Annotated in this window: 18 protein-coding genes; 4 read left to right on the top strand and 14 right to left on the bottom strand. The window is 72.8% G+C overall.

Translation table 11 applies throughout. The features are described from left to right. From ACWCRA_RS16305 to ACWCRA_RS16250, 12 genes are all read right to left on the bottom strand, one after another. Positions 1-414 (bottom strand): carbamoyl-phosphate synthase domain-containing protein (locus ACWCRA_RS16305; RefSeq protein ID WP_451067883.1); only part of this gene is annotated, 414 nt, incomplete at its 3' end. Further along, positions 411-1,682 (bottom strand): ATP-grasp domain-containing protein, encoded by a 1,272-nt coding sequence (locus tag ACWCRA_RS16300; RefSeq protein ID WP_351550522.1) that lies wholly within the window; start codon positions 1,680-1,682, stop codon positions 411-413. The genes ACWCRA_RS16300 and ACWCRA_RS16305, both read right to left, overlap by 4 nt. Further along, positions 1,679-1,969 (bottom strand): hypothetical protein, encoded by a 291-nt coding sequence (locus ACWCRA_RS16295; protein ID WP_351550519.1) that lies wholly within the window; start codon positions 1,967-1,969, stop codon positions 1,679-1,681. Before ACWCRA_RS16295 ends, ACWCRA_RS16300 begins: the two co-directional genes overlap by 4 nt. Positions 1,970-2,178: 209 nt before the next feature. Then, complete coding sequence (locus ACWCRA_RS16290) at positions 2,179-3,432, bottom strand: ATP-grasp domain-containing protein (protein WP_351550516.1); 1,254 nt, start codon at positions 3,430-3,432, stop codon at positions 2,179-2,181. 61 nt (positions 3,433-3,493) lie between these two features. Beyond that, on the bottom strand, positions 3,494-4,447 hold the full coding sequence (locus tag ACWCRA_RS16285) for a TauD/TfdA family dioxygenase (protein WP_351550514.1): 954 nt from the start codon (positions 4,445-4,447) through the stop codon (positions 3,494-3,496). A 40-nt stretch (positions 4,448-4,487) separates the two neighbouring features. After that, positions 4,488-4,637 carry a hypothetical protein gene (locus tag ACWCRA_RS16280; RefSeq protein ID WP_351550511.1) on the bottom strand — a complete coding sequence of 50 codons (150 nt, stop codon included), beginning with the start codon at positions 4,635-4,637 and terminating at the stop codon, positions 4,488-4,490. Between the two features lie 113 nt (positions 4,638-4,750). Then, the gene (locus ACWCRA_RS16275; RefSeq protein ID WP_351550509.1) at positions 4,751-6,589 is read right to left on the bottom strand and encodes a carbamoyltransferase family protein; all 1,839 of its coding nucleotides are present in this window, start codon (positions 6,587-6,589) and stop codon (positions 4,751-4,753) included. A gap of 108 nt (positions 6,590-6,697) precedes the next feature. Beyond that, positions 6,698-9,028: an iron-containing redox enzyme family protein gene (locus tag ACWCRA_RS16270; RefSeq protein WP_451067882.1), complete on the bottom strand. Its 2,331-nt coding sequence runs from the start codon at positions 9,026-9,028 to the stop codon at positions 6,698-6,700. Between the two features lie 29 nt (positions 9,029-9,057). Further along, positions 9,058-9,180 carry a hypothetical protein gene (locus ACWCRA_RS16265; protein ID WP_351550503.1) on the bottom strand — a complete coding sequence of 41 codons (123 nt, stop codon included), beginning with the start codon at positions 9,178-9,180 and terminating at the stop codon, positions 9,058-9,060. A gap of 25 nt (positions 9,181-9,205) precedes the next feature. Then, positions 9,206-10,237 carry an SGNH/GDSL hydrolase family protein gene (locus ACWCRA_RS16260; RefSeq protein ID WP_351550500.1) on the bottom strand — a complete coding sequence of 344 codons (1,032 nt, stop codon included), beginning with the start codon at positions 10,235-10,237 and terminating at the stop codon, positions 9,206-9,208. 72 nt (positions 10,238-10,309) lie between these two features. Continuing rightward, positions 10,310-11,059: an SDR family oxidoreductase gene (locus ACWCRA_RS16255; RefSeq protein ID WP_351550497.1), complete on the bottom strand. Its 750-nt coding sequence runs from the start codon at positions 11,057-11,059 to the stop codon at positions 10,310-10,312. Positions 11,060-12,055: 996 nt separating this feature from the next. After that, positions 12,056-12,589, bottom strand: a complete 534-nt coding sequence (locus tag ACWCRA_RS16250) for a GNAT family N-acetyltransferase (RefSeq protein ID WP_351550494.1) — start codon at positions 12,587-12,589, stop codon at positions 12,056-12,058. A gap of 151 nt (positions 12,590-12,740) precedes the next feature. Here ACWCRA_RS16250 and ACWCRA_RS16245 point away from each other — a divergent pair, with 151 nt between their 5' ends. The 3 genes from ACWCRA_RS16245 (at position 12,741) to ACWCRA_RS16235 (ending at position 15,388) form a co-directional block, all read left to right on the top strand. After that, complete coding sequence (locus ACWCRA_RS16245; RefSeq protein WP_351550539.1) at positions 12,741-13,619, top strand: alpha/beta hydrolase; 879 nt, start codon at positions 12,741-12,743, stop codon at positions 13,617-13,619. A gap of 63 nt (positions 13,620-13,682) precedes the next feature. Next, positions 13,683-14,345 carry an RNA polymerase sigma factor gene (locus ACWCRA_RS16240; protein ID WP_351550491.1) on the top strand — a complete coding sequence of 221 codons (663 nt, stop codon included), beginning with the start codon at positions 13,683-13,685 and terminating at the stop codon, positions 14,343-14,345. Continuing rightward, complete coding sequence (locus tag ACWCRA_RS16235) at positions 14,342-15,388, top strand: CU044_5270 family protein (RefSeq protein ID WP_351550488.1); 1,047 nt, start codon at positions 14,342-14,344, stop codon at positions 15,386-15,388. The genes ACWCRA_RS16240 and ACWCRA_RS16235 overlap by 4 nt, the downstream gene beginning before the upstream one ends. A gap of 72 nt (positions 15,389-15,460) precedes the next feature. Here the strand turns inward: ACWCRA_RS16235 and ACWCRA_RS16230 are convergent, their stop codons facing one another. After that, the gene (locus ACWCRA_RS16230; protein WP_451067881.1) at positions 15,461-17,410 is read right to left on the bottom strand and encodes a protein-arginine deiminase family protein; all 1,950 of its coding nucleotides are present in this window, start codon (positions 17,408-17,410) and stop codon (positions 15,461-15,463) included. A 339-nt stretch (positions 17,411-17,749) separates the two neighbouring features. On the opposite strand from ACWCRA_RS16230, the gene ACWCRA_RS16225 reads away from it, so the two are divergent. Beyond that, entirely contained in the window at positions 17,750-18,313 is a 564-nt protein-coding gene (locus ACWCRA_RS16225; protein WP_351550485.1) for a DUF6344 domain-containing protein, read from the top strand. 244 nt (positions 18,314-18,557) lie between these two features. Here ACWCRA_RS16225 and ACWCRA_RS16220 read toward each other — a convergent pair whose 3' ends face one another. Then, positions 18,558-19,256, bottom strand: coding sequence for a DUF5324 family protein (locus ACWCRA_RS16220; RefSeq protein WP_351550482.1), 699 nt, complete (start codon positions 19,254-19,256; stop codon positions 18,558-18,560). Between the last annotated feature and the right edge of the window lie 94 nt (positions 19,257-19,350).

Here is a 19,350-nt window from a genome sequence, read left to right as displayed (position 1 = left end):
GAACACACCCGCCCGCATCGCACCCCGCTCCCGCAGATGCCGCGTCAACGCCCGCGTGTCCACCCCACAGATCCCCACCACACCCCGCGCCACCAACTCCTCATCCAGAGACCGCCGCGACCGCCAGCTCGACGGCACCCGCGCCGGATCACGGACCACAAACCCCGCCACCCAGATCCGCCGCGACTCGTCATCCTCATCATTGACCCCCGTATTCCCCACATGAGGAGCCGTCATCACCACCACCTGACGGTGATACGACGGATCCGTCAACGTCTCCTGATAACCCGTCATCCCCGTACTGAACACCGCCTCACCAAACGTCTCCCCCACAGCCCCGAAAGCACGACCGCGAAACACACGGCCATCCTCCAGAACAAGGACGGCCGTGGATCTCACCGGGCGCCCGTTCACCGGTCGAGTCCGCAGACCGCGCGGCGGCCCCCGGTGGGCGGGGAGGGGGGTTCGGGGGCGCACTCCAGACGGAACCGGGCGGCGGTGCGGACCACCGCCTTCTCCACGTCGCCGCTGGAGGCGCCCCGGAAGCGGAACCGGGCGCCCACATGCTCGTACCCGCCGACGCGCGGGACCACCTGGCCGACGGCGGGGATCACCGACGCGTACGGACCGTCCTCGGGGCCGGGCGGCTCGGGGAGGTCCCAGGCGGTCACCCGGCAGGGGGCGGGAACCGGGGACGGCACCAGCAGCCAGCCGCCCGTGCGCCAGCGGGCCGGGACCGGGAGGTCCGGGCGGCGGCCGAGCTGGACATCGGCGGCGGCGCGCATGAGATCGATGCCGTGCACCTCGCGCCAGACGAACGGGATCTCCGCGCCGCCGACCCGGTACCCCGCCTCCAGGAACCGGAACTCGGGAGCGCCGCCCTCCCGGGGCGTACGGACGAAGGCCTCCAGATGGAACACCCAGGGCTCGGTGCTCAGCGCGCCCGCCACCCGGGTGAGGAATCCGGTGAGCGGCCCGAGCACCTCGGGGTCGTCCACCTCGACCGAGCCCAGCGCCTCCCCCCTGGTGAAGTCCACACAGGTGTTGACATACCGGGAGGCCCGCCAGGGGCCGAGCCGGTCGCCGGTCCACAGGCCGTCGACGTGGAAGATCTCATCGGGGCTGAACCGCTGCACCAGCCGGGGCTCCGGCGGCAGCCCGCGCAGCGCCGTGAGGCCGGCGGGGGAGTCGAGGCGTACGACACCCCTGCTCGCCGTCCCCCGGCGCGGCTTGACCACGACGGGCCAGCCGTGGCGCCCGGCGAACTCCCGTACGGCGCTCTCGTCCGGTGCGTCCGCGAAGCGGGGGACCGGCACCCCGGCTCCGGCGACCGTCAGGTTCATGGTGAGCTTGTCGCGGAAGCGGGCCAGCTCGCCGGGTGTCTGGCCCGGGCAGCCGAGCCGTTCCCGGACCGTGGCGGCGGTGTCGAGATCGCCCTCGTTGAGCGCCAGCACCCGCCGGGGGGCGCCGAAGTCGGCACAGAGCGCGGAGACCGCGCTCCAGACCGCCCCCAGGTCGTCGGTGGCGGGGACCACCCGGGCCGCCGCCGCGCCGGGGGGTACGGAGGCGAGGCCCAGCTCCGTGGTCACATAGGTGACCCGGTGGGCGCGGTGGTCGAGGTACTCCTCGTAGTGGGCGTGCCGGTCGCGCCAGCGGTGGATCACGAGGACATGCCGGCTCACAGCTCCTCCGTCCCGGCCGCCGTCATGTCGCGGACCCGGCCCACCGCGAAGGTCGCCGAGACGACGGCGGCGCGGGCCGCGCCCAGGGCGTCCCGGGCCGCGTCCAGATCGCCCTGCGGGAGCTGCGCCACGATGTCGGTCGCGCAGTCGATCAGATGGAGCGCGGCCCGGGTGAGCGGCTGCTCGCTGGTGTAGGTCTCCTCGACGAGCCGGCGTACGGAGTTGAGCTGGGCGACGGGGTCCCGGGTGGGGCCCTCGGTCAGCACAGTGGAAGTGATCGTGTTCACGGGCGATTCCATCCCGGGGGTCGTTGCGGACTGGGCGCCTTCCCGTGGGGACGGCCGGGCGGCGCGGACGGCGGTGGAGGGTTCGGCCGCCCGGCACGGGGGCGGGCGGGGGTCCGGCCGCCCGGCACGGCGGCGGGGAGAGGGCGGAGTGCGGGCGAGAGCGAGGGCGCGGGCGGCCGGGGCGCGGGCCCGGGGGCCCGCCCCGCCCGTCAGCCCGTGACGAAGCGAATCCGGTCGTTGGCGGCCTCGCACTTGGCCACGGCGTCGTCCGCGTCGCGCCCGGAGGCGATGACATAGCCGGAGACGCAGTCGGCGACCGTCAGCAGCGGCGGCACAGTCTCCCCCTCGCTCCGGCCGATGACCGCCGCGACCTCGGTGTCCAGGAACTCGTCGAGATAGGGCAGGAAGACGTACTGCACCTCTCCCTGGGGGACCCGGCGGACCTCGTCGGCGGCGTCGTCGTCGACCTCGACGGCCCGGATGGTGCCCGGCTCCGGGGTGAAGAAGCGGACGGCGGCGCCGCCGAGCGGCTCGGGCGAGGTCAGCGGCAGCTCGTCGATGCCGAGCGGCACGGTGAGGAACATCCGGTTGAGGTTCAGCCCGAAGGCGCGGCGGACCAGCTCGGGCGCCCCGCTCCCGGCGAGCCTGGCATGCGACTCCAGGACGCGCGGACCCTTCTCGGTGAGGACGAACTCGCTGTGCGAGGGCCCCTCGGTCAGGCCCACGGCGTCGAGGAACCTGGGGGTCAGCTCGCGGAGCGCGGCGAGGTGCGGGACGGCGCAGCGGCTGGGGGTGCTGACCTCCCACTCCACGTACCGCTCGTTCATGCGGTACTCGGAGTAGCCGATGGTGAGGTGCCGGCCCGCGTGGGAGAAGGAGTCCACGCTGACGACGGGCCCGTCGAGATACTCCTCGGCGATCACCGAGGAGATCTCCGCGTCCCGCAGCGCCTGCCAGGCCCGCTCGGCGTCCTCGGGGCCCTCCACCGGGTGGATGTGCAGGCTCGCCACCCCGTCCACGGGCTTGACGATGATCCGGTCGCCCACCTCCGCCTGGAAGGCCGCGACCTCGGCGGCGCTGGTCACCCTGCGGTAGCGCACGGGGCTCAGATCGTGCTTGTCCAGCAGTTCCCTGGTGAGCGCCTTGTCCTTGAGCGCGCGGGCGGTGGCCTCGCTGACGCCGGGCAGGCCCAGCGAGTCGACGACGAACCCGGTGGACTCGGCGGCCGGCTCGGTGGTGGTGAGGACGCGGTCGAAGGGGCGCTGTTCGTGGAGCGGCCTCAGCAGGTCGAGGATGGCCTGCCCGTCGGCGATGGGGGCGTGCAGGATCTGCTCGCAGTGCGCGGCGATGGACACGTCGTACGCGCCCTCCTCGTGGACGAGGACCACGTCGATGCCGAGTTCCCTGGCGCCCGCGATCGGCGCCGGCCTGCCGCCGATGACTGCCACTCGGTACTTGCCCATGACGTTCCCTTCGGTGGGGTGTGAGGTGTTCGCATGCGTGTGTGGGGGGCGTGCGCGCGGGTCAGGCGGCGTAGCAGCGGCGCAGCCAGCGGGCCCGCGCCTCGGGCGCCGGGGTGAACGCCTTGCGGCGGTGCAGTACCCGGAGGTTGTCGAAGATCAGGAAGTCGCCGGTGTCCAGGACCAGCTCGGCCGAGGGGATGGTGTCGAGCGCCGCGCACCACCGCTCCAGCGCCTCCCGCGCCCGCTCCGACGAGCCGAAGGTCGTGCCCCGGTCGTACCGCACGCGGTGGCGGCCGTCCGGTCCCGGCTCCAGGACGGGTGCCTTCACCAGGGGCCCGGTGGCCGCCCCGTCGTTGGAGTCCGGCGCGCCCACCTCGAAGTCGTGGGTGAGCAGGGCGTCCCGGGTCGGCTCGTCCAGCCGGATCACGACATCGTCGAGGGCGGCGATCTGGGTCGGTACCCGCTCCTCGTTCCGCACGGCGTAGAAGGTCAGATACGGGGGTGTGTAGAGCCGGGGGTCCGAGCCGGGCGGGCCGAACGGCTGGTGGGGGTTGTCGGAGTGCCAGTAGAACTCCGAGTCGGCGCCCCAGGAGCTGGTGGTCCCGGAGGCCGCCGGATTGGGCACCACATTGCGGATGAGCCGGCCGTCGTTCTCGTAGCTGACGGCGAAGGGGGTGCAGCCCAGGATGCGGATGAGGCCCAGATGGATCGCGTTGGTCACGGCGAGTTCGGACTCGTCGCCGAATCCGCTCACGGGGGTGGCGGGGAACTCCTGGGCGGGCAGGTTCGACAGGACCAGGCCGTGCGAGCCGGCCGCCGTGAACACCTTGACGCCGTGGAGGATGTCGCCGGGCAGATGGCGGCGGAGCGCGTAGGCGCCGATCCCGGCGAGTATGGAGTCGTCGATGTCCGAGTCCAGGCTGCTCTCCGAGACCCGTTCCGAGATCTCCTTGTCCAACAGATCCCGGACACCGTTCTCGACGCGGTACCGGGCGAACTGGAGCAGGCTGGTCATCGATGTCTCCGATCGGTCAGTCGCGTGCGGTGGTGCGCCATCAGCGAGCCGGTGACGGGGTCGAGACAGTCCAGTAGGTCTCCGCGCTCCGGTTCCAGCGGCGGGTCAGGGGGTCTCGCACGAGCCGGCTCAGCAGACCGGCGGGGGTGACGACGAGGTAGTAGAGGATGAGGAGGAGCAGGGTGCGCATGGGGCGTCCTTCGCTCGGTGGGAATGGTGGGTCCGCCGGTGGGGAAGGCGGGTCCGCCGGTGGGAATGGCGGGTCCGCCGGTGGGAAAGGGTGGGTCCCCGGGCGGCGGGATCTCAGTCCAGCGGGATCTCGTCGCGCCAGTCGGACTCCTCGGTCCAGGCGGGCTGGGCGCTCTTCTCCAGCAGGAAGCTCCCGAGCGCCAGCAGATCGATGTCGGTGCGCATGAAGCAGGTGTAGGCGTCGTGCGGGGACTCCACGATCGGTTCGCCGCGCACGTTGAACGACGTGTTGACCAGCACCGGGCAGCCGGTGCGGGCCTTGAAGGCGGTCAGCAGCCGGTGGTAGGGCGCGTTGTTCCGCTCGGTGACCGTCTGCACCCGGGCCGAGCCGTCGACATGGGTGACGGCGGGGATGGTGGAGCGCCGCACCTTCAGCAGATCGAGACCGGTGGCGCCGCTGTCCTCGGCCGGCACCCGCTGTGCGGCGGTGACCTGCGAGACCACCAGCATGTACGGGCTCTCCTGCGGCAGGTCGAAGTACTCCCCGGCGTCCCGCGCCAGCACGGAGGGCGCGAACGGCCGGAAGGACTCCCGGAATTTGATCTTCAGATTCATCGCGGACTGCATCCTGGGGTTGCGCGGGTCCCCGACGATGGAGCGCGCGCCCAGCGCCCGGGGGCCGAACTCCATACGCCCCTGGAACCAGCCGGCGATCTTCCCCTCGGCCAGTTGCTCGGCGACCGCCTTGGCGAGGGTGTCGCTGTCCAGCCGCTGGTGGGGGATGCCATGGGCGTCCAGATAGGCGGCGATCTCGTCGTCGCCGTAGGCGGGGCCCAGCAGGGAGCCGCTCATCGCGTCGTGCCCGGTGGCGGGGTGGTCGCGCCGGACCCCGCGCTCCATGGCGACGGCCTGGGCGGCGCCGAGGGCCCCGCCCGCGTCCCCGGCGGCGGGCTGGACCCAGACCTCGTCGAAGATCCCGGCGTCGATGATCTTCCCGTTGGCGACACAGTTGAGGGCGACCCCGCCGGCCAGGCAGAGCCGGGACTCGCCGGTCCGCTCCCGCGCGGTCCGCGCCAGCCTGAGCACGACCTCCTCGGTGACTTCCTGCACGGAGGCGGCGAGGTCGAACTCCCGCTCGGTGAGGGGGCTCTCCGGGGCTCTGCGGGGTCCGCCGAAGAGCCGCTCGAAGCCGCGGCCGGTCATCACCTGGCCGCGCAGATACTCGAAGTTGCGCATGTTCAGCCGGAAGGAGCCATCGGCCTTCACATCGATCAGCTGCTCGCGGATGATCCGGGCGTACTTCGGCCTGCCGTAGGGCGCGAGACCCATGAGCTTGTACTCGCCGGAGTCGACCTTGAAGCCGCAGAAGTAGGTGAACGCCGAGTACAGCAGCCCCAGCGAGTGCGGGAACCGCAGCTCGGCCAGGGGGCGCACCTCGGTGCCGCGCCCGTGCCACAGGGTGGTGGTGGCCCACTCGCCGACGCCGTCGATGCAGAGCACGGCGGCGGACTCGTAGGGGCTGGGGAAGAAGGCCGACACGGCGTGCGACTCGTGGTGGCGGCGTACGGAGACCTCCGGCACCGCTCCCCGGCCCAGCGCCGCCAGCTCGGCGCGGACGGTGTCGGCGGTGCGCAGCTTGCCGCCGCGCCCGGTCCAGGCGGGCAGGGTGTCGCGGAAGGAGGCGAAGCCGGTGGGCGCGGCGCCGCCGAAGGTGGAGAGCACCCGGCGGAACTTGAGCCGGGGGTCCTCGTAGTAGGCGACGGCGGCGAGGTCGTCGAGGCTCGCACCCGCCTCGTCCAGGCAGTACGCGACCGCGAGGGAGGGGAAGGAGGGGTCGTGCCGGCGCCTGCTGAAACGTTCCTCTTGAGCGGCGGCGACCGGTACGCCATCGGCGACCAGCGCGGCCGCGCTGTCGTGGTAGAAGGCCGAGACTCCAAGAATCAGATCAGACACGCCGCGTTCCTCCGGAAGTGGTCGGGTGGCGAGGTGCGAGGGGGATGTCGGAGGCGGACCGGTTCCGGGCGCGGACGGCGGGCCGCCTCCCCGCGCGGATGCGGAGCCTCACCGGCGTCTGCCGGTGAGGCGTACGCGCCGGGCGGCCATGCGCGCGCCGACCCCGCGCGGCGGGTTCAGCGAGCGGTACCCCACCCGCACCCGCTCCCAGGTCTCCGCCCGGCCGCCGGGGCCGGGGGTCTCGGGGAGCGCGGCCAGCAGGGTGTCCACCGCGTCGGCGGCCCAGGCGGAGTGCCCGGTGGCCACGTTGTCGATGGTGTTGTGGATGTCCACGAAGCGGGTGCTGAAGCCGTACGCCTTCAGGGCGAGCCGCGCCCTGCGGTACGTACCGCCGACCCCCGACAGCTCCATGGCCAGATTCAGACCGAGCACCTCCGGCAGGAAGGTCCGCGGGAACCGGCCGACGCACAGCCAGTACACCGGCAGCTCGAAGGACTCGTCCCGGAACCCCGGCCACCGCGCGAACTCGGCCGACGCGGTCGGCGGCGGCTCGATCCCCATCTCGCGCAGCACATCGCGGTAGATCAGCGGGTGGTTCAGCCGTGGCTCGCCATTGCCGAGTTCGTCCCAGTACGTCTCGAAGAGCGAGTGGCCGATCTCGGAGGACGCCTGCTCGTAGTCGGTGAACCCCTGGAGCCAGCTCCCGTCGATCAGGGTCAGCGGCGCGGTCTGGACGGTGTCGTCGACGACGGCCTCGCGGGAGGGCAGCGGGATCTCCGCGTTCTCCTGGAACTCGGCGCCGTGGCGGTCGTGCTGGGTCTGGAGCCAGGGGCGCAGCCCCTCACGGGTCCACCGCTCCGGCAGCGGCATGGTGCGCCGGTCCATCCCGTGCCGGGACCGGGCCAGCCAGCCGCTGACGTACTCCACCGCCCAGGACCGCAGCTCCGGGGTGTCGGTGCGGCGCATCAGCAGGTGGTACGCCTCACGGACGCCGGAGGGCGCCCGGCCGCCGGAGGCCGGTGCGGAGCGCAGCGCGGCGGCCACCCCCGCCAGGGCGGCGGGGGCCGGGGGCGGGGTGCTCCGCACCGGCGGCCCGGCGGTCTCCGTGGTGCCTTTCGCGCCGGTGGTGCTGGTGGTGCCCGGAGCGCTGGGGGGCAGGGAGTCGATCCACCGCCGGATGACGGTCAGATCCTCAGGCGAGAAGACCCGGAACATCGGACCCCGCTCACCCACCAGCCCGCGTACCAGCGAACTCGCCCCCGAGCGTCCCGGTTTGACCAGCCTGCTCCGGGCCAGCACATCGAGGAGCGGGCCCGGATCGGTACGGCACTGGCTCAGCCAGGCGGCCAGCGGCCGGCCCTCCAGCAGGAACTGGTGGTGGTAGACGGCGCCCTCGCGCGAGCGCAGCCGCAGCAGCTCGGCCATGTCGAACGCCGGGTCCCCGGCCGCCACCAGCTCCGTGTGGAGCGCCCCGGACCAGGTGCGCAGCGCGTCCAGGGTCCAGCCGAAGCCCCGGCGCACCGCCTCGGCCGCGCCCGGGCCCTCCCGCGCCACCAGCTCGTCCACGGCGGTACGGCAGTGCGCGGCCGGGTCCGGTTCCCCCGGGCCGCGCCGTCCGGCCGGGTCGACGGCGTTCCAGTCGGTCTCCGTGGGGAGCACCTCCCGGACCATCGTCAGCGCGGGCGGCAGCCCCACCGCGCGCAGACAGAGATCGGCCCCGAGGAGTTCGGCGCGGAAGTCGTCCGGGCGCCGGCTCATCGCCAGCAGCAGCGCCGGGAGGCGGAAGGCGGCGTCCGTGATCCTGGGGTCGCCGGCGAGCCGGGCCGCCGGTACGGCGTTCTCCGCGAGCCGCAGCCGCCGCAGCAGTTCCAGATAGGCGCTGCCCCGGGAGGCCATCGGGTGACCGGCGCCCACATCGGAGGCGTACAGGGCGAGGACGCGCAGCACCACCGGGTCGTCCGCGTTGCCGGGGGCGCTCAGCCACTGGAGCCAGGCGCCGGAGAGGAGGGAGAGCGGGGCGCAGCCGAGGACGGCGCGGCGGACGAGCACCTCGCGGTGGCCCTCGGGGACGGCGGCCCGGCCGTCGGAGCCGGCCCCGGGGATCGCCCGGAACCGGGCGCCCTCGGCGGCGGACCAGCCGGCCGCCTCCCGGACGAGGTCGTCGAGCGTGCTGCCGCCGCGGCTGTCCGGGCCGTGCGGAACCGCGGCGTCCTCGGAGCCCGGCGGGCCGTCGTCCGCCGGGGGGAGGCGGCCGTGGCGGCGCAGCTCGGCCCGGACCTCCTCGACGAACCGGCCCTCGGGAACGGACGCCTCCGGGTCGGCGGCGTGGGAGTACACCGACCGGGCGGAGCCCTCGGTGCCCGGCGGGTGCCCGTGCGGGCCGTGCGGGGGGTGCTGAGCGGGCAGCGTCGCCGTTGCTGCTGCCTCATGGCCTTGCATCCTTCTCCTCCCTCCTGCTCCTCGGACGGTCAGAACATGGGGTAGATGGATGCGTCGTTCTTCCGGTTGGCGCGCTTCTTGCGCCGGAATATCTTCGCGACGATTTTCCGCAGGAAGGACATGGTGGACTGCCTGCTTTCATGAGGGAGCACGGGGGAGAGGGAATTCCTGGGACGGTCAGGAGAGGCCGAGGGTCTCGGCGGTGAGCCGGGCGACGAGATCGCAGCCGAAATCCGTGAAGTGCGGACGGCTCACATACAGCCAGTCCTTCTCGGTGATCGCGTCGGCCACCACCGGATTGAGGTCGAAATAGCGCACGCCGAGCTTCTCGCAGCCGGCGCTCACCTGCTCGCCGAAGGCGCGGGCCACCTCGGGGGTGGAGATGTCGCCGTACAGCTCGTCCCAGGTGCCGAGCTTGGAGATCCGGTCGATCTCGTCGAAGAGCAGCCGCTCCTGCGGCGCGTGCCGGTCCCGCACCCACAGGGACATCGGCTGGAGCACGTAGGTCAGCCGCACCTGCGGCCCGGCCAGCCGCCGCCAGGTGTCGAGATGGCGCAGGGTGAGATCGGCGGCGGCGTCGATGACCCGGGGGATGTCCCGGCGCGCCTCGTCCGGCGTGGAGAAGGTGCGGCGGCGCTCGGACCGGCGGCCCAGCAGTTTCGCCGGTTTGCGGTTGGCCTCCCTGATCTCCTCCATCTTGTCGAAGTACTCACCGCAGAAGAAGAACGCGCCGTGGTCGCCCTGCTGCCACTCGGGGAATCTGCCGACGGTCAGGTCGTTGAGCCCGGAGAAGATGACGATTTCATCGATCTCGGGCAGCAGATGACGGTAGAGGGTGAAGAGCAGCAGCTCCTGGGTCGAGTTGTAGCAGCGCCCGCCGAAATTGAGCCAGGGGGCGGAGGGGGCGTGTTTGCGCCAGAGGAGTGAGGGAATCGTGGTGGCGTCGCTGGTGGAGCCGATGCCGAGCACGGATGAGCTGCCGGAGAAGATCCGGACCGGACCGGCGGGAAGCTGTCCGGCGGGGGAGGCGATTTCCCCGTTCGGGCCCCGGGATATCCGGAAGCCGGCCCGGTCCGTGTTGATCACGGCCGACCGGTAGTCGGTCCGGTGGTAGTACATGAGGTAGGGCTGGTAGCGGGTCTCGGCCGGGTCGTTGAATTTTGCGTACTCCTGGAGCTGTGGAGTCAGTTCGTCACGGTGGAGTTTCACTGATGCGTACTCCTCGAAGCTGAATGCGAAGGACTCGAAAAGAACGGACGGCGGGGCGGCTGTTCGACGGGGTCAGTCGCGGAACAGCGGGCCCCGGTGCAGCCTGTGCTGCGCGGCCTGCGCCAGCGGGCGGACCACGAGCTGGTCGATGTTGACGTGCTGGGGCAGGCCGACGGCGAGTGCCACGCACTCGGCGACATCGGCGGCGGTGAGGGGGCGGTCGACCCCTTCGTAGACGGCCGCGGCGCCCTCGGCGTCACCGCGCAGCCGGTTGAGGGCGAACTCCTCGGTCCGGACCATCCCGGGGGCCACCTCGATCACCCGGACGGGCTCCCCGCACAGCTCCAGCCGGAGGGTCTCGCAGAGGGCGTGCTCCGCGTGCTTGGCGGCGCTGTAGCCGCCGCCGCCCTCGTAGTTGACGTGCGCGGCGGTGGAGGTGACGGTCACGATGGTGCCGCCCAGGCCGGCCCGCAGCAGCGGGAGCAGGGCCTGGGTCACGCGCAGGGTGCCGAGCACATTCACGGAGAACATCCGCTGCCAGTCGTCCGGGGAGGCGGCCGGCACCCGCTCGGCGCCGAGGGCGCCGCCGGCGTTGTTGACCAGGAGGTCGCAGGAGTCCAGCGAGGCGGCGAGGCGGCCGACCGCCGCGTCGTCGGTGAGGTCGGCGACGTGGGTGCGCGCGCCGGTCTCGGCCGCGACCTCGCGCAGCCGGTCGGCGCGGCGGGCGACCGCCACGACGTCGAATCCGTCCTTCACGAGCCGGCGTACGGTCGCCGCGCCTATTCCGCTGCTCGCCCCGGTCACCACTGCTGTGCCGGCCACCGGCCACCACCACCCTTTCAGAATTCTGCCCGCGCGGGTGCCCGTGCTGCTGGAGTCGCTGAGGTCCGGGAGGAAAGTCAGGGAATCCGGTCGGGTCCGGCGTGATGTGTATTCTGCGGCTGATCTCATTTGCGCTCGGTTTTGATTCCGCGCATCGGGGACGCTCCCCTGGGTGGGAGATCGCTGAACCGGGCGCGATAATCAGAAATGCGCATTGCGGGAACCTGAGGGGGGGAGTTATGGGGCAAACCGGATTCCCCCTCCGAACCCCCACCCCGAGCCCCCTGCCCGGGCCTGCCGCCCTTGGCCGACCCGGCACCCCCGGCCCGTCTGGGGGCGCCTCCCGGAGGCAGCTCTGGGGAAGTCCGAGGACGGACCTCGCGCCTGACGGGTGACCCGGGCATTCCCAGCCCGTCCGGCGTTTGAGGACGGCCCCCGCACCACGGGTGGCCCGGGCCTGTGTATCCCAGCCCGTCCGGCGTTTGAGGACGGCCCCCGCACCACGGGTGGCCCGGGCCTGTGTATCCCAGCCCGTCCGGCGTTTGGGGACGGACCCCGCACCAAGGGTGGCCCGGGCCTGTGTATCCCAGCCCGTCCGGCGTTTGGGGACGGGCCCTGTGCGACGGGTGGCCCGGGCATTCTCAGCCCGTCCGGCGTTTGAGGACGGACCCCGCACCACGGGTGACCCGGGCATTCTCAGCCTGTCCGGCGTTTGAGGACGGACCCTGGTGCACAGGAGCCCCGCACGCTGCGGGCCACGGTCGGGGGCCAGCCCCCGAACCCCCGCTCCTCAATCGCCGGAGGGGCTGGGTTTGGTCGCCGGAGAGGCTGGGTTTGCTCCGGTCTCCGGAAGGGCCGGGGTGGCTCAGGTCCCCGGAGGGGCTGGGTTTGCTCCGGTCTCCGGAAGGGCCGGGGTGGCTCAGGTCCCCGGAGGGGGCGGGATGGGTGGCTTCTCGGGTGCCGGGCGGTCGGGGGCGCCGCCCCGGGCAGGGGGGGTCAGCCCTGGAATTCGGTCAGGTCGATGGCATGGATCACCAGCGGAAACCCATACCGGGGATGCGTCGCCTCCCCCACCCTCCCCATCCCCAGCTTCCGCATCACATTCTCCGAAGCGTCATTCCCCGGCCGCGCAATACTGATCACCCGATCGAGCCCCCGGTCCTGCAAGGCGAACTCCAGGCTGGCGTGCGCCGCCTCGGAGGCGTACCCCTGTCCCCAGAACGACCGGCCCAGCCGCCACCCGATCTCCACCGCCGGCAGCACCTCCGGCAGGAACTCCGGCACGGAGAGACCGGCGAACCCGATCAGCTCGCCCGAGGCGAGGAGTTCGACGGCGAAGAGCCCGAAGCCCTCCTCGTCCCACTCCTCCTCCCACCGCTCGATCGCGTCGGCCGTCCCCTCCAGGTCCAGCACCGAACCGTCCCCGATCCACTCCATGACCTCGGGGTCCGCGTTGATCTCCGACATGGGCACGAGGTCGTCGTCGTGCCAGCGGCGCAGCAGGAGGCGGGGGGTGCGGATCTCGGTCATGCCCCCCATCCTGCCCAAGGCGCGGCCCCAGCGGTAATCGCCCCCTCCGGCGGGGGCGCGCGGACACCCGTGGCCGACCACAGGGAAGCGCGCCCCCGGCCCCCGTACGCTGGACGCGGCCGCACACGGTGAGCTCCACCGAGGAGGAGTCCTGTCCCGTCCACTGCATTCCCCGGGGGTCCGCCGCGTCTCGCTGGACGCGGCAGGACTGACCCTCTCGGCGCTGCTCGCCGAGCCGTCGGGCCCGCCGCGCGCCACCGTCGTCGCCCTGCACGGCGGCGGCATGAGCGCCGGCTACTTCGACGGCCAGGCCCACCCCACCCTCTCCCTGCTCGCCCTCGGCGCCGCGCTGGGCTACACCGTCCTCGCCGTGGACCGCCCCGGCTACGGCGCGTCCGCTCCCAAGCTGCCCGAGGGCCAGACCCTCGCCGAGCAGAGCGCCGCGCTCCGGCTGGCGCTGGACGACTTCACCTCCCGCCACGCCACCGGCGCGGGCCTGTTCGTCCTCGCCCACTCCTACGGCGGCAAGCTCGCCCTGACCGCCGCCGCGCACGGCCTCCACGACGCCCTCATCGGGCTGGACATCTCCGGCTGCGGCCACCGCTACGCCGCCCCGCCGCCCGAGGTCCGCCCCGGCACCGGTCATGGCACCATCCGGCTCAACTGGGGCCCGCTGGGTCTGTACCCGGTGGAGACCTTCTCGCTCGCCGGCTCCGTCGTCGCCGGCATGCCGGTACGGGAAGGGGCCGAGGCGGCGCGCTGGGAGGAGAGCTTCCCGGCCGTGGCCGCGCGGGTGCGGGTTCCCGTCCGGCTGACCTTCGCCGAGCACGAGGCCTGGTGGCGGCATGACGCCGAGACCCTGGCCGAGCTGTCCCGGCTCCTCGCCGCCCCGCGCGTCCTGGTGGACCGTCAGCCCGCCGCCGGGCACAACATCAGTCTGGGCTGGGCCGCGCGCGCCTACCATCTGCGGGCGCTCGGCTTCCTGGAGGAGTGCCTCCAGCCCCGGGCCGCCGCCGGTGCCGCCGTCTGAGCCTCCCGGCTCCGAGGGGGAACCGCTCGCCCCGAGCGGACAAGTACTGATGTGGACTACTCGATGCATGCCCGTTTACGCGAGGGCGATCCGGCGGCGTTCAGGGAACTGTTCGTGGCGCACTCCGCCCTGGTCCACCGGCACGCGGTGCGCACCACCGGGGACTGGGCCGTCGCCGAGGACGTCGTGTCCCTGACGTTTCTGGAGGCGTGGCGGCTGCGCGGCAAGCTGCGCGACGAGGGGGACAGCCCCCGGCCCTGGCTGATGGGCATCGCCGTCAATGTGCTGCGCAACACCTCCCGCGCCGCCCGCCGCCACCACGCCGCCCTCGCCCGGATGCCCGTCCGTGACACCGTTCCCGACTTCGCCGACGAGCTGGTGGGACGGCTCTCCGACGCGGCCCAGCTCGCCGCCGCCCAGCGCGCGCTGCGCCGGCTGCGCCGCGGCGACCGGGAGGTGTTCACCCTCTGCGTCTGGGCCGGGCTGGGGTACGCGGAGGCCGCCGAGGCGCTCGGGGTGCCCGTCGGCACCGTCCGCTCCCGGCTCTTCCGGGCCCGGGCGCGGCTGCGGAAGCTCGCCGCCGAGGAGCTGGACCGGCCACCTGACCGTAAAGGATGGGAAAAGAACAGAAACCCGGAGGAAAGGGTGGAACCCGCACCCGGTCGCGGACAAGTACAGGGTGGCCGCTCGGAAGCGGCCCGGTCGAATGAGGAGAAGACCCGATGAACCGCACCCCCTGGCGGCGGAGGCAGGAGCCGCTCGACCACGCGGAGCTGGCCCGGCTGCTGCCCGCGCCCGGTGACCCGGATCTGCCGCGCGACCGCCGACGACTCCTGGAGGAGCAACTGATGCGCGAGATCCAGCCCACCCCCGGAACGGACCGGAGTCCGGTGCGGCCCGTGCGGCGCGCCCTGTTCATAGGCGCCCCGCTCACCGCGCTCGCCGTGGCCGGCGTGATGGTGGCCGCCACCCTGGGCGGCGGTGACGACGGCTCGAAGGACACCGCCGGGAGCACGAAGGGGACCGTCGTCCAGTTCGACGCCGGCAGCACGGAGAAGGTGGCCGCCACGGTCTCCCGGATCTCCGCCGCCGCCGAGAGCCGGGAGTTCCCGGAGCCCCGGGCCGACCAGTACCTCTACTTCAAGAGCACCGTCTCGTACCTGCGCGGCGGGGAGACGAACGGCAAGCCCTGGTACGAGGTCGAGAAGCCGCACTCCCGGGAGACCTGGTTCTCCCCCGACGGCCGGAAGGGCCATCTGTACGAGCGGGGGAAGCACATCAGCCTGGACAACGACCGGAGCAACCCGGGGGTCGGCTCGCCGACGTACAACTATCTCAAGTCCCTCCCGGCGGACCCCGACTTCCTGCTGAAGAAGATCTACCAGGACACCAAGGGCCAGGGCAGCGGACCCCACCAGCAGGCCTTCCTCACCATCGGCGATCTGCTGCGGGAGAACGCCGCACCGCCGAAGCTGTCGGCGGCGCTGTACCGGGCCGCCGCCGAGATCCCGGGAGTGGTCGTGGTGGACCACGCGAAGGACGCGGCCGGCCGCGACGGCATCGCCATCGCCCGGGTGGACGAGGAGGACCAGAGCCGCTCGGAGTGGATCTTCGACCGGAAGAGCTACGCCTACACCGGTGAGCGGACCGTCCAGCTCAAGGCTCTCCCCGGGATCAAGGCCGGGACGGTGACCGGCAACGCCGCCGTGCTGGACATCGCCGTCGTGGACAGGAAGCGCGAGCGCCCGGACGGCGACGACCGCCGCTGATCCCGCCACGGCGGCGGCCGGCCCCCGCGCGGACGCGTGCGGGGGCCGGCCGTTCTGCCGTGCGGGCGGCGGTTACGCCCGCTTCCACCACGGCTGGGAGGTGTCGCGCAGCGTATTGGTGCCGCAGTGCACCTCACCGCCGTTCACGTGGTACGTGTACCAGTCGTCGATGTACGCGGTGGTGAACCCCGCCCGGGCGTAGGCGGCGCTCACCGCGGTGCCGAAGATGTCCTTGCCGCCGATGACCGGTCCCCACTGCCTGGCCGCGAGGTAGCGCGAGTCGCTCAGCACCACACCGTTGACCGCGCCGGGTATGTACGCCCCGGTCTGCTCCATGGGCGTGAGCGCCGCCTTCCCGCCGGCCTTCCCGCCGGGCTTCCCCTCCGGAGCCGGCGTCTTCCCCCCGCCCGCCTTGTGGAGCTGGGAGAGGTCGCCGCCGCCCAGCCGCTGGAGCTTGGCACCGGCCTTGGCGCCCGGGCCGAGGTCCCAGCGCGCGTACAGCGCGGGCACCCGTACAACCTCGGCGTCGGTGATCCCGGTCTCGGCCTTCAGCAGCCGCAGATTGGCCTCGATGCGCTCGGTGGCCAGCTTGTTGTCGGCCCGGAACTTCTTGTGGGCCAGCATCCCGCCGATGGTCTCCTTCGGCGCGGGCACCCCGAACTTCCCCGGCACGGAGAACATCTTCTTCCCGCCGTGGCCCTCCGCCCGCGCCTTCTCCAGCAGGGCGATGCCCGCCGCCGGGTCCGCGATCCCGATCCGCCAGCCCCGCGCCGTCTTCGCGGGCAGGAACTGCACGAACTCGTCCACATGGCCCACACCCAGCCAGGCCGTGTCCAGCAGCAGGGGTGACTGCATGCCCTGCGAGGAGAGGAAGGTCCGCATCGACTTGGCCGGCTTGGAGCCGAAGTCGGGGCGGTGGCCCATGATGATCCGGCCCGCCGGGTACTCCTTGCCGCCGTAGGCGTAGGGCGGGATCGTCTCCAGGTTGCCCATGGAGTTGAGGGTGCCCTCCTCGTTCGCCGCGCCCTTGCCGACCTGCACCACCCCCACGTCCCTGCCGCGCAGCTTCTCGAACAGCTCGCGCCCCGCCTCCCGCTCCTGGGCCGAGCGGATCAGCACCCGGATGGCGTGGGTCCGGCCGCCGGGGCCGGTCATGCTCACATAGCCGGGCTCCACGAAGTCCTGCGCCCACGGGTCGCCGTAGCCGGTGAACTTCCGCACCGGCTTGGTGATGCCGGCGGCCTTCGCCTCCCGCTCCAGGTCCTTGACGAACTTGAGCTGCTCGGCCCGGAACTCCGGGTTCTCCGGCAGCGGGCCCATCTCGGTCACCAGCACCTCCTGGGCCCTCTGCCGGTGGTGGTGGGTGAGGACGGGGGCCGTCTTCAGCCGTACGTCGTCCTTGGCGGTGGCGGTCCCGTCGGTGACCCGGAACCGGACGAGGACCTCGCCGTCCCACTTCGCGGCGTCCCGCACCACATCGGTGGCCTCGATGCCCAACTCCACCCCCGAGCGCAGCTCGGCCGCGGTGAGCCGGCCGGTGGGCGGGAGGTGCTTCCAGACACCCGCGCGCTTGAGGAAGAGCCGTGCCTTCCCCTTGCCCACGACGGTGACGCTCCCCGTCGCCCCGGCGGAGGCCCCGGGAAGCGGCACCGTCCTCAGCCGGGCCAGATCCGCGGCGTCGGCCGACCCGTTGAGCACGGTGTCCGCCGCGTCGTGGCAGCGGGCCAGCTGCTCGTCGCTCAGCGGCTTGCCCGCGCCGGTGCGGACCGGGCAGCGCTTGCTGTCGTCGTCGACATTGGGCAGGAGCACCGCGCCCCGCTGCCGGGTCCAGGTGTTCTCACCCGGTGTATCGGAGTCCCCCGTGACATCGACGCCGCCGTCGCGGTTGACGTCCGCCCGCAGATCGGGCCCGGCCGCGGGCGGCGCGGGGGGTGCCGCGGTCGCGGGTGGGCCCACCGTACCGATGAGCACCCCGGCCACCCCGGTGGCCAGTGCGGCGCTCTTCCAACCCTGGATGCCCAAGGTTTTCCCCTCCTCGTTCCACTCTCCTGCCATGCGGATGCTGACGGGGAAGAGCGCGAGGAGGGGCGGGTGGGTTGAGGGGGACCGGTGGGTTCGGCCGAGATGCCCCGCCGGGGGGCCGGGATCTGTCTTGATTCGTACCTTCTGCGACCCCCGGTGGCATCACACCGGAGGCGGTTCCGCACGCCGGAGGGAGCCATACGGGTGGTGTTGATCAGAAGAACTACCTAGCGGCTGCGTCGGTCCTTCGCAACTCGGGATGCGTACACATCATGAGAAAGGTATGTAGATCGCGCCAACAGGATCACCGCACAACAGATCATCAGAAAGCGAGGGGTCATGGCCGCCGTCAGAGTCATCACGGTAAGAAATCTGTGGACCGCCTTCATCACCGCTCTTGTCGCCCTGTTCACCTCCCTGGGGCTGACGGGCAGCGCCACCGCCGCCCGGCACTCCGCGGCGCCGGTGCCGGAGCCGGAGCGGCCGGAGCAGCCGGGCCGGGAGATCGCCGCGGCCGGGGAGGGCCGTACGGGTGAGGGGGGAGCCCGACGGGCCCGCGCGGCCCTACCGGACCAGCGCGTCCGCGGAAAGCGCCGCCGCGCCGGGCGGGCCGCCTCGCCCGGGAGCCGGGCCCCGAGGGCCCAGGCACCCGCGCACCGGGCGGCACGGGCCCAGGTGCCCGCGCAGAGCACACGGTGGAGTCCGGGAGCCCCGGCCAGATCGCTGCCGCCCACCATCAAGCAGCGGATCAGGGCCGAGGCCCACAACGCCTCGCCGTCCGTCCGCAAGCTGCCCGCGCTCGACCCGCTGGCGCTCGACTCCGGTGCGGTGTCGATCGGCTCCCGGGACGCGGAGGACGCGGAAGCGGCCGCCGACCGCTCGGCGCTGACGGCCGCCGCGTGAGGCGCCGGGAGAGAACCAGCCCTCCCGGCACCCCGTACGGCACTCCGCACGGCACTCCGCACGGCACTCCGCGCGAGCCCGGCCGGCCTCACCGCCGCCAACGCCCGCGCCGCGACAGCCACCCGCCGTACAGGGGTCACCCTCGGTACGAGGCCCGCCCCCGCCGGGACGGTCACCCGCCGTACGAGGGTCACCCGCCGCACGAGGTCAGCCCGCGCCGCGACGGCCACCCGCCGTACGAGGGTCAGCGGCGCTCGTCCCGGCCGTCCTCCGCCTCCGCCTCGGCCTCGTCCTGCTTCGCCCGGACCTCGGGGGAGAGCGCGTCCGGACTGCCGTCCACCGACGACAGCCGGTCACGGTCCGACACCTCGGTCGCCGCGGCCGGTTCCACCAGCCAGTCGGGGTTGGCCTGCTTGTCCCACCACTTCCACGCGGCGAAGACCCCGCCGGCCACCACTCCGACGAGCGCGAGCCCCTTGCCCAGACGCGCGGCCCTCGAACGCCGCTCGTGCCTGCGCACCAGCTTCTGAATGTCCTTCGCCGTCACCTGACCGCGCAGTGCGGCCAGCGCGGCGACCGATCGGGCCGCGGCCTCCTCCCGTACGGGCTGAGCGGCGGCCACCGCGTGCTCCACGCGGGGTTTGGTGTAGTCCGCCGCCTGACGAGCGGCCTTCCGGGCCTGATACGCCGCCCGGTGAGCGGCCTCGTCCACTTGCGGCGGTACATGCGGCGCCACATGGGCGCCGTACTGGACGCGGGCCTGGGTACGGGCCTGCCTGGCGGCTTGGGAGACCTTCGGCGCGATACGGACGCGCGCCTCATGTGCGTAATGCGCGGCCTGGCCACGGGCCGAGCCGGCGTAAGGCGCCACCACTTCCGCGGCGTGCAGCACGCTCTCCTTCGCCGAATCGGTCGCGGCACGCACGCTGTCCATGCGGGTCACGGGAATCATCCTCCTCGGTGGCGTTCTCCTGATCTGGGGCGAGCCCCAGTGCGGTACATATCGCCTTTCCGTCTGCTGGCACATCATGCCTGTT

This window comes from Streptomyces sp. NPDC001889, from assembly GCF_053594535.1.
This window is presented reverse-complemented; position numbering and strand designations above follow the sequence as displayed.